The following is a 12,838-nucleotide window of genomic DNA, read 5'->3' as shown; positions in this document are numbered from 1 at the left end:
ATGAAAGAATCCTTTGAAGAGAAGAAATATGCTCCTGTAGGGGTGTTTGATTCCGGTGTGGGAGGGCTGACGGTGGCACGAGAAATCATGCGTCAGCTGCCCCGGGAAAATATTATTTATTTTGGGGACACAGCCCGGGTTCCCTACGGGAGCAAATCGAAAGAAACTATTATCCGTTATTCCAGGCAGATTATTCATTTTCTGGAAACCATGGGGGTAAAAGCAATTGTGGTGGCCTGCAATACGGCCAGCGCCTTTGCATTGGAGGAAATCAGACCGGAGATGAAAATGCCGATTATCGGCGTGGTAAAGCCGGGAGCGAAAGTGGCTGCGGAAACTACCAGAAATGGCAGAATAGGCATTATCGGAACGGAAGGGACGGTGGGCAGCCAGATTTATACGGAAATGATCCACAGGCATAATCCGGCCGCGGTGGTGTTAGGAAAGGCATGTCCTCTGTTTGTACCTCTGGTGGAAGAAGGCTGGCTGAAGGATTCTGTGACGATAGAGGTGGCAAGACGCTATCTTTTGTCTTTTCAGGAATCAAATATTGACACGCTGATTCTGGGATGCACCCATTATCCCCTGCTGCGGTCTACCATCCGGGACATTATGGGGGACGAAGTGAATCTGGTGAACCCTGCCTATGAGACGGCCCAGGGTCTGAAACGTCTGTTGAAGGAGCATCAGATTGCCAATGACGGAAAGCAGGAACTCTTTGCCGAGTACCAGTTTTATGTCAGCGATGCGGCGGAGAAATTCAAAAATTTTGCCAATTCCATTCTGCCCTGTGAGATCAAAGAAGCACAATTAATACATATTGAGGAGTAACATATGACAAAAGATGTACTGTTATCAATCAGCGGCCTGCAGTTTGCAGCCAGAGATGAAGAAGATGTTGAGCCGGTGGAAGTGATCACGGCCGGCGACTACTATAAGAAAAACGGCAAACATTATATTATGTACGATGAAGTCATGGAAGGATTTGATGGGAATACCAGGAATATCATCAAGCTTACGGATGAATCCCTGGACATTACCAAGAAAGGCGTTTCCAATGTCCACATGATTTTTGAAAAAAACAGGAAAAACGTTTCTTATTACAATACGCCTTTTGGAAGCCTTTTAATCGGAATTGACGCAAAAAGCGTGGATATTGCGGAGACAGAGGATAATATTGACGTAAAGGTGAAGTACAATCTGGAAGTGAATTATGAACATCTGGCAGACTGTTCCATTACCATGAGCATCAAATCAAAAGAAGCGGGGAATTTCACCCTTTCCTAAACCTGCAATGGCATAGAGAGAAGAAACCGTACAAGGAGAAGGCATATGAAAGTAAAAAAAGCGATTATACCGGCGGCCGGGCTTGGGACCAGGTTTCTGCCTGCAACCAAGGCACAGCCCAAAGAAATGCTTCCCATTATGGACAAACCCACCATCCAGTATATCATCGAGGAGGCAGTGGAAGCCGGAATTCAGGATATTATCATTGTAACCGGCCGCAACAAACGTTCCATTGAGGACCATTTTGACCGCTCCATCGAACTGGAGCTGGAATTGGAACGGGGCGCCAAACTGGAAATGCTTGATATGGTAAAAGAAATTTCCGAAATGGCCAATATCCATTATATCCGTCAGAAAGAACCCAGAGGTCTGGGACACGCCATTCTTGCGGCCCGGCATTTTATTGGAGACGAACCCTTTGCCGTATTGTTGGGGGATGATGTGGTAGTGTCCAAACAGCCCTGCCTGGGGCAGATGCTGGATGTGTTCCGGGAATACCAGACGTCCATTTTAGGGGTGCAGACTGTGGCCCGGGAAGTGGTGGATAAATACGGAATCATTGCGGGAAAACAGGTGGATGACCGTGTTTATAAAGTTACCGATATGGTGGAGAAGCCCTCTTTGGAAGAAGCCCCGTCCAATGTGGCTGTTTTAGGACGGTATATTATTACGCCGGAGATTTTCCGTTTCCTGGAAACACAGGATGCAGGAAGAGGCGGTGAGATTCAGCTTACAGACGCCCTGAAGCGGTTGGCAAAAGAGCAGGCCATGTATGCCTATGATTTTAAAGGGCACCGGTACGATGTGGGAACCAAGGCAGGATTTATCCAGGCCAATATTGAGTTTGCCTTAAGAACCGATGAATTAAGAGAAGAAATGAAGGATTACCTTAAGCGGCTCCAGGAAAATATGGAAGAAATGCTTCAGTATGATTAAAGTGAGATAAATCCTGACGTTTTTATAAGGTGAGGAAGTAAAAAAGAGACTGCCGGAACATGAAATTTACACACAATATATTGCTGAAATGCGAAAAAAATATATTGCAGTAAACTGCGTGTTCCGGCAGTCTTTTTTTATTTGTGTTCCGGCTGCGTTTATTTTTGGGCTTCTTTTTTGAACCTGTCCCAGAATTTCTTTTTCTTTGCAACTGGTTCGATGGGGCCCCGAAGTCCTTTGACGGAGGTAATGTAGAGGCCGCTGACTACAGCCTTCACTTCCTTTTTGGTGGGGATGCGGTCGAAAATTTCCCCTTCACAGATAAATGTCATAATTTTCGGCCCGACTTTTGCTTTTACAATGGGCATTTTAGAACCCCGCAGCATTTTAGGAGTCTGCTCCAACACTGCCGGGGGGAGCCCCGCGTCTTTTAGTTTCATCCGTTTTTTATCAATCACAAGCATTGATATGGTCTGTGAAGCGGCAGCAATCTGTGCGTCCTGCTCTTCTTTTTTCTTCTGTGATTTTTTGCCCATTATGTAAAGCGCAATGGTTGCTGCCAGCAAGAGAACGGTAATTACAATCAATACAATCTGCCATGTTGCCATGAAAAATCCTCCTTTTTTCAAAAAATGTTGCCGTCCTGTCTTAAAACGTCAGGAATTATTGTACCATTGATCAGCGTAAAAATCAATGGTACAATGTTTCTGGAAAAAGTTTATTTTGAGGAGTGATTGAATGAAAAGAAGTATCCGGGCCGCTGCAGTATCGCTGGCAGCGCTGACGGTTTTTGGAATATTTCTTTCGGAGTGCGGGTTGGGGCGTGAACCATCGCGGAAAACCTTTAAAGGGGTCTGAATCTGCCATTTTCCCTTGTTTGTGGCCATTGCTGTAAAAATTTTGTATAATTTGGAATATATTGTAAAAAATGCCGAAAAAAGATAATAGAAATTTCAATGTTAAGTGAAAAATATTCTATGTTTTCTCCTGAAAAGATGTTCTATACTGTCAACATCAATAAAGTGCGGACAGCACAGGAGGAAAGGAGATATTCATTATGAAGAAGAAATTTGTTTCTGTAACTTTGGCATTAGCCCTTGGGCTTTCCCTCACAGCATGCGGCAACAACGGAGGCGGCAACGCTCCGGCAGATAACACCGACAAGAAAGAGGAGACCCAGGAGCCTGCAGCAGATGCAGAAGCTGATGCCGGTGAAGATGCTGGCTCAGATGCCGGCTCTACAGGAGATGTGGCAAATAAAGATAAACCGCTGGTATGGTTCAACCGTCAGCCTTCAAACAGCTCAACCGGTGAACTGGACACAGCAGCTTTGAACTTCAATGCCAATACATATTATGTAGGGTTTGACGCTAACCAGGGCGCAGAACTTCAGGGAACTATGGTAAAAGAATACATTGAAGCTCACATTGATGAGATTGACCGCAACGGCGACGGCACCATCGGTTATGTTCTGGCAATCGGTGATATCGGACATAATGACTCCATCGCACGTACCAGAGGCGTTCGTAAGGCTCTCGGAACCGGCGTGGACAAAGACGGCAATATCAACAGCGATCCTGCAGGTACCAATACAGACGGAACAGCAACCATGGTACAGGACGGCGAAATCGAAGTAGGCGGCAAGAAATATGTGGTACGCGAACTTGCTTCTCAGGAAATGAAGAACTCCGCAGGAGCTACCTGGGATGCAGCTACAGCAGGAAACGCAATCGGAACATGGTCCTCTTCTTTCGGCGATCAGATTGACGTTGTAGTTTCTAACAATGACGGTATGGGAATGTCCATGTTCAACGCATGGTCCAAAGACAACAAAGTTCCTACCTTCGGTTATGATGCAAACAGCGACGCAGTTGCAGCTATCGCAGAAGGATACGGCGGAACCATCAGCCAGCATGCAGACGTACAGGCATATCTGACCCTGAGAGTTCTTCGTAACGCATTAGACGGCGTTGACATTGACACAGGAATCGGAACTGCAGACGAAGCAGGCAATGTTCTGACAGATGATGTATATGTATACAGAGAAGAAGAGCGTTCCTATTATGCATTGAACGTAGCAGTTACAGCTGACAATTATCAGGATTTCACAGATTCCACAAAGATCTATGAGCCTGTATCTAAACAGCTTGACGAAGGTTCTCATGCAACCAAGAAGATTTGGCTGAATATTTACAATGCTTCTGACAACTTCTTAAGCTCTACGTATCAGCCATTGCTTCAGAATTATGACGATATTCTGAATCTTGAAGTTGAGTATATCGGCGGTGACGGACAGACAGAGTCCAACGTTACAAACCGTCTTGGAAATCCAGGCCAGTATGATGCGTTTGCAATCAACATGGTAAAGACAGATAATGCAGCTTCCTACACATCTTTGCTTAGCCAGTAAACAATAAGCAGTAATGTTTTTTAGCTGTGAAAGCGGGCTGCCAGGAAGGAAATCTTTCTGGCAGCCTTTTTGCATACCGGCGTCAGGGAAATCTGTCAGCAGGCTGACAGGCGCCGTTTTGCAGATAAGGGAATTATCTTCCCGGTTTGATTTTCGTAACTATCAATTACACATACAGGAGTGGCAAAATGGCAGATAAGAAAGATAATACCGTCTTATCGATACGGGGCATGAGCAAGTCTTTTGGCCGGAACCGTGTGTTGGATCACATTAATCTGGACATTAAGCGCGGCACGGTAATGGGACTGATGGGTGAGAACGGCGCAGGAAAGTCAACCATGATGAAATGTCTGTTCGGGACTTACCAGAAGGATGAGGGCAATATTTTTCTGGACGGCAAGGAAGTAAGTTTTTCTGGTCCCAAGGATGCATTAGAGAACGGAATTGCAATGGTGCATCAGGAACTGAACCAGTGTTTAGAGAGAAATGTGATTGACAATCTGTTCCTTGGCCGGTATCCGGTGAATTCCATGGGAATTGTGGATGAAGGCAGAATGAAAAAAGAAGCCTCAGAGCTGTTCCGGAAGCTGGGGATGACGGTAAACCTTACCCAGCCCATGCGGAATATGTCAGTATCGCAGAGACAGATGTGTGAAATTGCAAAGGCAATTTCTTATAATTCAAAAGTAATTGTATTAGACGAGCCTACCTCTTCCCTGACGGTGCAGGAAGTGGATAAGCTGTTTGAAATGATGCGGATGTTAAAATCCCAGGGAATTTCCCTGATTTATATTTCTCACAAAATGGATGAGATTTTTGAGATTTGTGATGAAATATCGGTGCTTCGGGACGGTAACCTGGTTATGACAAAGGGCGCGAAGGAAACAGACATGAACGAGCTGATTGCAGCTATGGTTGGACGTTCCCTGGAGAACCGGTTCCCGCCGGTGGACAATCAGCCGGGAGAGGTGATTTTGTCCATTCAGAATTTGTCCACAAAATTCGAGCCTCATCTGCAGGATATCACCTTTGATGTGAAAGAGGGAGAAATCTTCGGGCTGTACGGTCTGGTAGGGGCCGGGCGGACAGAGCTTCTGGAAACTATTTTCGGAATCCGTACCAGGGCTGCCGGCCGGGTGTATTTTAAAAACCGCCTGATGAACTTTAACAGTGCGTTAGAAGCCATGGAGCATGGATTTGCCCTGATTACAGAGGAACGGAAGGCCAACGGACTGTTTTTGAAAGGCAACCTGATTTTTAATACCACCATTGCAAACCTGCCTGAGTACAAATCCGGCATTGCTTTGGATCAGCAGAAAATGACCAAGGCAACCGCAAATGAGATTAAGGTAATGCATACAAAATGCATGGGGCCGGAGGACATGATTGCAAATCTTTCCGGCGGAAATCAGCAGAAAGTAATTTTTGGAAAATGGTTAGAGCGCGGCCCGCAGATTTTCATGATGGACGAACCCACAAGAGGAATTGATGTAGGCGCAAAATACGAGATTTACGAACTGATTATCAATATGGCAAAGCAGGGCAAGACCATCATTGTGGTTTCCTCTGAGATGCCGGAAATCCTGGGAATTACCAATCGGATCGGCGTAATGTCCAACGGGCATCTTTCCGGGATTGTCAATACGAAAGAAACGAATCAGGAAGAACTCTTAAGGCTCAGCGCCAAATACCTGTAGGGAGGCAGAATGAATATGGATAATAAAATTCTTACGGCTGAGCAGGAACTAAAGCTGCGTAAGCCAATTGACGATCGTGTCGGGGCAATTCAGAAAGAAATTGACGACTTAAGGGCGGACGGCACAAATAAGGTTCTTTTCATCCAGAATGAGATTGACAGCGTAAAAAGGGACCGCATTTATACAAAGGCAGAGAAGGATGCCAAGATTACCAAATACCAGGCGGAGCTGGAACAGGCCAGGGCCGTGGAGGCAGGCAACAAAGATAAAATAGCAAAATTAATCGGTCAGGCGGAAGAATTTCTGAATGCAAATTATGACAAGGATTATTTTCAGCCGGTAAAGGAAAGCTGCGAGCGGGAAAAAGCGCTGGCTAAAGAGAAATACGCCAGAGAAGTGCAGAGACTGGAAAAAGAGCACAAAGAAGCCTTGGCAAAGCTTTCTGACCACAGTGAAATCAAAGACGAGAAGTATGTGCATAAGAACCGTCTGTTTGCGGCTAAGATGGAGCTTGAAAAAGATCTTCAGCAGGTGAAGGATAAGAAGCATGGGGCTTTTGCCCACAAATACCATCTGCTTGATATGCTGCGCATGTCCAAGTTCACGTTTATGGAAGCAAGGGCGCAGAAGTGGGAGAATTACAAATATACCTTTAACCGCAGGTCATTCTTCTTGCAGAATGGATTGTATATCGTGATTGTACTGATTTTTGTGGCATTGTGTATCATTACTCCGATTGTGAAGAATACGCCGCTGCTGACCTATAACAATGTTCTGAACATTCTGCAGCAGGCTTCGCCCCGAATGTTCCTTGCTTTGGGCGTTGCGGGACTGATTCTGCTTACGGGTACCGACCTTTCCATCGGACGTATGGTTGGTATGGGCATGACCACGGCGACCATTATTATGCACCAGGGAATTAATACGGGTGGAGTATTTGGACATATTTTTGACTTTACAGGGCTTCCGATTCCAGTGCGTGTTATTTTTGCATTGGTGGTATGTATTTTCTTATGTACCTGTTTTACATCCCTGGCCGGGTTCTTTACCGCAAAATTCAAGATGCACCCCTTTATTTCAACCATGGCGAACATGCTGATGATTTTCGGTATCATCACTTATGCCACCAAGGGAGTGTCCTTCGGCGCAATTGAACCGGCAATTCCGAATATGATTATTCCGAAAGTAAATGGTTTCCCAACCATTATTCTCTGGGCAGTTGCAGCCATTGCAATTATCTGGTTTATCTGGAATAAGACCACATTCGGCAAGAACCTGTATGCAGTAGGCGGGAACCCGGAAGCTGCATCTGTTTCCGGTATTTCCGTATTCAAGGTAACCATGGGAGCGTTTATGCTGGCAGGCGTTCTGTACGGCTTCGGTTCCTGGCTGGAATGCGCAAGAATGGTTGGTTCCGGTTCTGCAGCTTATGGACAGGGCTGGGATATGGACGCCATTGCAGCCTGCGTAGTGGGCGGCGTTTCCTTTACTGGTGGTATTGGTAAAATTTCAGGAGTAGTGGTTGGTGTGCTGATTTTTACCGCGCTTACCTATTCTCTTACCATTCTTGGTATTGACACAAACCTGCAGTTTGTATTTGAAGGAATTATCATTATTTCAGCGGTAACTCTTGACTGTCTGAAATATGTACAGAAAAAATAATTTTATATGGAACGAGAGAGCCGGACAGCGTGCCGGCTCTTTTGCTGTTTTGGAAAAATTACAGGACGGCTCTTCAGAATGTAAGCGTATGACAATGGAAGCAGCCGTTCAGACAGGGCTGTGTATTTACTGCGCTGGCCGGGGGGAACGTGATTCAGGAGTGTAAAAATCAGGATTTTTCAGCAGCGTTTACTTTTTTTGCCCCTTTTGTTATAATTAGGTAAAATGTAGTTTTAAGACAGCAATACCGGATATGGGGGAAGATAAGGATATGTATACTGTACTGTTAGTGGACGATGAAGAAGAAGTGATACAGGTGATTATGCGTAAACTGAACTGGGAAGAACTGGGATTTTCCGTGATTGGCTCTGCCGGCAACGGCGTGAAGGCGTTGGAGCTGATGGAGGAATATCAGCCGGATGTGTTGGTGACGGATATTAAGATGCCCTATATGGACGGCATGGAGCTGTCCAACCGGGTGAAAACAGAGTTTCCGGCCACGAAAATTCTGCTGTTTACAGGTTTTGACGAGTTTGAATATGCCAAAGAGGCCATTCATCTGGAGGTGGAGGAGTATATTTTAAAACCGGTAAATTCTGCCGAACTGAAAGAAGTATTTTCCCATTTGAAAATAAAACTGGATCAGGAGATCAGTGAGAAGCGCAATGTGGAGATTCTGAAAAAGTATTATCTGGAATCCCTTCCTCTTCTGCGGGCTGATTTCTATACGGGGCTGATTGAGGGCAGAGTGCACGAGGATGAGATTTCCAAATATCTTTCAGACTGCCAGCTTTCATTTCCAGGGCCTTTTTTCTGCTGCCTGGTAATTCATATTTCTTCCAGTCAGGAAGCAGGAACCATTGATCCGCTGCTGCTTGCTGCCTCCGTCCGGGAGCATGCTAAGGAGAGACTTGGGAAAAAGTGGCAGGCAAAAAGTTTTGCTTATCTTGGAAATACCGTGCTTATCCTGCAGCTTGGAAGCGAGCATGAAGTCTGGGAGCTGACGGATGAATGCGACCGGTTCTGCAGGTATGCCAGGCGCATGCTTGGAGCTGTTGTCACGGTAGGAATCGGCCAGATATGCGGACATATCCTGGAACTGCCCCAGTCTTACAGCAGCGCAAGGGAGGCAGTTTCTTACCGGGCAGTTTACGGCGCGTCCAGGGCCATCAATATGAAAGAAATTGTTCCTCAGAAGATGGAGCGTCCTGCTGCTTTCAGTGAGGGGGAACTGTCAGATTTATTTCGGATGATACGGGTAGGTTCTGAGGAAGAGATTACAGAGACAGTAAACCGGTATTTTCTGAATCTTTCATTTACGGAAAAACCGCTGCAGCAGCACTATATGGAACGGATGGAGCTGCTGAGCATGCTGCTGCGGTTTTCTGCCAATAACAACATTGCAATGGGAGAGGATGCAGAGGATATGGGAACGCTGTATGGCAGCCTGATGGACATGGACCCGGACGCGTTGAAAAACTGGCTGTTGGAGGTGAGTCTTTCTTTCCGGGAGCAGTTAATCCGTGTGCGGAGCAGTTCCACGGAATCTCTGGTCACCGGGGCTGTGGAGTATGTGCAGAATCACTATGCGGACGCCAATCTTTCCCTGGATGATATCTGTGCGTCTCTGGGGGTGTCCAACTCCTATTTTTCCACAGTATTCAAAAAAGAGACAGGCAATTCATTTATCGGATATCTGACGGATTACCGTCTGGACCGGGCGGCCCGCCTTCTGATCGAAACCAGTGAGAAAAGCTATATGATTGCCAGTCAGGTGGGGTATTCTGATCCCAATTATTTCAGTTATGTGTTTAAAAAGCGGTTTGGGGCTTCCCCGTCAAAATACAGAACGGAGCATGCAAAGGGTGAGAAATAAGTATTTCAAATTTTTAAAAAAACCGGAATTGCGGGGAATCCAGTCTACGATTATGATTGTGTTTTCTGTGATCTCTTTTTCTATTTTGCTGATTTTAGGAGTGGTCATGTATCTCAGTTTCACCGCTTCAGCCCGGCAGGAGCTTATTTCCGGCACTCAGAAGCTGATTGAACAGGCGGGAGAGAACCTGGAGGATTACCTGGTCAGCATGCGGAGGGTGTCGGATTCCATCTACTATAATGTGATCAAGGAAAATGACTTTACCAGGGAGAATCAAAAAATTCAGCAGGGGATGAATCTTTTGTATGCAGCCAACCGGGAGAATCTGCGCAGTATCGCCGTTTACAATGAATACGGCAGCCTGATGGCGGCGGAGCCTGTGGTGCTGCAGAAAGAAGATCCCAATATTACCAGGCAGGGGTGGTACGAAAATGCCCGGGAAGAAGTGGAAAACATGCATTTTTCCACGCCCCATATCCAAAATCTGTTTGACGACGGGGCGCTCAGGTATTATTGGGTGATTTCTTTAAGCCGGATGGTGGAGCTGACGGATCATGGAGTGCCCCGGTGGGGCGTGCTTTTGGTGGATATGGATTATTCCGGCATTGAACGGATGATGAAGCAGATAAACGAAGCCGGCAACGGGCAGTATTTCTACCTGTGTGACGGCAGCGGGCAGATTATTTATCATACCCGCCAGATTCAGATCAGCAATGGCATTGGAAGCGAAAGCAGCAGGCAGGCCGCAGCCTGTAAGGATGGCGTATATGATGAATATTTTGAAGGGGAACGCCGGAAAGTGATTGTCAATACCATCAGCTATACGGGATGGAAACTGGTGGGGGTAATTCCCTATTCCGCTTTTACCTATGGAATGTTTAACATCCGGCACTTTTTCAGTATTTTCATGATTTTTATGGCAATGATGCTTGTGTTTGTCAACCGGGTGGTGTCAGTGAGAATTTCCAGTCCGATTTTAAAGCTGAATGCTTCGGTGGCGGAGTATGAAGCGGGGGAAACGCCGGAAATATATATTGGAGGCTCCCAGGAAATCAGGCATCTGGGGTATTCCATCCAGACTTCCTATGAACAGATTGACAAGCTGATGAAAGAGATTGTCTTAGAGCAAAATGAGCGCAGAAAAAGCGAACTGGACGCGCTGCAGAGCCAGATCAATCCGCATTTTCTCTATAATACCCTGGATTCCATTATCTGGATGGTGGAGGATGAGAGGAATGAGGAGGCTTCTTTTATGATTTCGGAACTGGCCAGGCTGTTTCGCATCAGCCTTTCCAAAGGCCGTACAATTATTACAGTAAAAGATGAATTGCAGCATGCGAAAAGTTATATGAACATTCAAAAAATCCGCTATAAAAATGCATTTTCCGTGGAGTTTGATCTGGAGCCGGCCATAGATTCCTGCTGTACGGTAAAACTGATTTTACAGCCCATTCTGGAAAATGCCATCAATTACGGAGTGGCCGGCATGGAGGACGCCGGCGAAATCCGGGTGACCGGAAGGCTTTCGGAGGGGACGGTGATTCTGACGGTTTCAGACAACGGCATGGGGATGACCAGAGAAATGGCTGATTCGCTGCTGACAGACAACAGCAAAAAGCAGGGATACGGGCCGGACAGCGGGGCGGCAGAAGAAGGAATGGCCGGCGGCGGTCCAGAAGGAGGAATAGCAGACAGCGGGGCGGCAGAAGGAACGGCCGGCGGCGGTCCAGAAGAAGGAATGGCAGGCAGCGGCAGAAAACGGCAGCATGGGTCAGGGGTTGGCCTTGTCAATGTCAACAAACGCATTCAGATATTATTCGGAAAAGAATACGGGCTGAAGGTGGTCAGTGAACTGGATGAAGGAACGGAAGTGTCCATCCGTATTCCGGCGGTGGCCTTTACAGAGGAGAACAGGAAGATTCTGGAAAAGGGATATTTGCTTGGCAGAGAGGAATTGCGTCATGAAGGATAACAGGAAAATTTTTATTTTGGTGGAATCTGTACTGGCATTGATGCTGATTGGACTGGCGGCCCGCATGTTTTGGGAGAGAAACGGGGAAAGCCGCTACCAGGTGGCGGTGATTATCCAGAATTCCGACAGCAGCCAGTGGGCGTCTTTTAAATACGGCCTTAAGATGGCGGCGGAGGATCGGAATATGGAGCTCTCTATTGTAAGCACAGGAACTGTTCTGACTCCGGAAGAAGAAATGCAGCTGGTGGAAGCGGAAATCATCGGCGGGGCGGACGCCGTGATTGTGCAGCCGGTTCCGGGACAGGAAACGGAAGAAATGTTAAAGAGGATGGAGAAAAAAGTCCCGGTTATGTTAGCTCTGTGCGCGGCCGCCTGGGAAGAAGAAAATTCCCTGCTTCCGGTGACGGGGCCGGATAATTATGAGGCCGGAAAGTTACTTGCAGAGGAAGTGTGCAGAGATTACGGCAAAAACATAGAAGGGAAAGTAGTTGGGATTCTATCAGAGGATGGAAATTCTGCGGCTGCAGTCAGCCGGGAACGGGGGTTTCGAAAGGCCCTGGAAGGCAGAGGGGCTAAGGTGCGCTGGTCTGTTTCCGGTTCCTTTGGGGAGGAAGAGGAAGATTCCCTGAAATCTCTTTCGAAGGTGGATGTTGTGGCTGCGTTGGATGACAGAAGCCTGACAGCCGCGGGAAAAGCTTCCGCTTCCAATGATCTCCACGGCGCACTGGTATACGGTATCGGAAACTCCACAGAGGCCGTCTATTATCTGGATACAGATGCAGTGCAGAGTTTGGTTGTGCCGGATGGATTTCATATGGGATATCAAAGCCTGATGGAACTGGCGGAGAAGTTGGAGCATTTCTTTTACCCGGTGCAGAGCCAGACGGTTTCCTGTACGGTGCTGCGCAGGGAGAATCTATTTTCAGAAGAAAATCAGGAGCTTCTGTTTACGATGAGCCAGTGAAAATTTGTGAATGGCTGCCGGATATTGGAATGGA

10 protein-coding genes are annotated in these 12,838 nt (G+C 46.8%); 9 read left to right on the top strand and 1 reads right to left on the bottom strand.

Going from position 1 to position 12,838, the window contains the following annotated elements:
* From murI to galU, 3 genes are read left to right on the top strand one after another with little or no spacing between them, the layout of a single operon-like run.
* A complete protein-coding gene (gene murI, locus ACTO17_RS02835) occupies positions 1-831 on the top strand; it encodes a glutamate racemase (protein WP_172537455.1) in 831 nt (276 codons plus the stop codon).
* A gap of 3 nt (positions 832-834) precedes the next feature.
* Positions 835-1,287, top strand: a complete 453-nt coding sequence (locus ACTO17_RS02830; RefSeq protein WP_172537454.1) for a YwiB family protein — start codon at positions 835-837, stop codon at positions 1,285-1,287.
* A gap of 45 nt (positions 1,288-1,332) precedes the next feature.
* A complete protein-coding gene (gene galU, locus ACTO17_RS02825; RefSeq protein ID WP_482556822.1) occupies positions 1,333-2,223 on the top strand; it encodes a UTP--glucose-1-phosphate uridylyltransferase GalU in 891 nt (296 codons plus the stop codon).
* Positions 2,224-2,381: 158 nt separating this feature from the next.
* On the opposite strand, the gene ACTO17_RS02820 is transcribed toward galU, so the two are convergent.
* A complete protein-coding gene (locus ACTO17_RS02820; protein WP_172537452.1) occupies positions 2,382-2,831 on the bottom strand; it encodes a hypothetical protein in 450 nt (149 codons plus the stop codon).
* A 449-nt stretch (positions 2,832-3,280) separates the two neighbouring features.
* Here ACTO17_RS02820 and ACTO17_RS02815 point away from each other — a divergent pair, with 449 nt between their 5' ends.
* The 6 genes from ACTO17_RS02815 (at position 3,281) to ACTO17_RS02790 (ending at position 12,804) form a co-directional block, all read left to right on the top strand.
* Positions 3,281-4,633, top strand: coding sequence for a substrate-binding domain-containing protein (locus tag ACTO17_RS02815; RefSeq protein ID WP_172537451.1), 1,353 nt, complete (start codon positions 3,281-3,283; stop codon positions 4,631-4,633).
* 188 nt (positions 4,634-4,821) lie between these two features.
* Entirely contained in the window at positions 4,822-6,330 is a 1,509-nt protein-coding gene (locus ACTO17_RS02810) for a sugar ABC transporter ATP-binding protein (protein ID WP_172537450.1), read from the top strand.
* A gap of 15 nt (positions 6,331-6,345) precedes the next feature.
* Complete coding sequence (locus tag ACTO17_RS02805; RefSeq protein WP_482556821.1) at positions 6,346-7,992, top strand: ABC transporter permease subunit; 1,647 nt, start codon at positions 6,346-6,348, stop codon at positions 7,990-7,992.
* 271 nt (positions 7,993-8,263) lie between these two features.
* On the top strand, positions 8,264-9,868 hold the full coding sequence (locus ACTO17_RS02800) for a response regulator (RefSeq protein ID WP_172537467.1): 1,605 nt from the start codon (positions 8,264-8,266) through the stop codon (positions 9,866-9,868).
* A complete protein-coding gene (locus ACTO17_RS02795) occupies positions 9,849-11,840 on the top strand; it encodes a cache domain-containing sensor histidine kinase (protein ID WP_482556820.1) in 1,992 nt (663 codons plus the stop codon). The genes ACTO17_RS02800 and ACTO17_RS02795 overlap by 20 nt, the downstream gene beginning before the upstream one ends.
* Positions 11,830-12,804 (top strand): sugar ABC transporter substrate-binding protein, encoded by a 975-nt coding sequence (locus ACTO17_RS02790; RefSeq protein ID WP_482556819.1) that lies wholly within the window; start codon positions 11,830-11,832, stop codon positions 12,802-12,804. The genes ACTO17_RS02795 and ACTO17_RS02790 overlap by 11 nt, the downstream gene beginning before the upstream one ends.
* Positions 12,805-12,838 lie beyond the last annotated feature (34 nt).

The organism is Petralouisia sp., from assembly GCF_056822245.1.
Note: the sequence above shows the minus strand (reverse complement) of the source record. Positions and strands in the feature narration are given on the sequence as shown.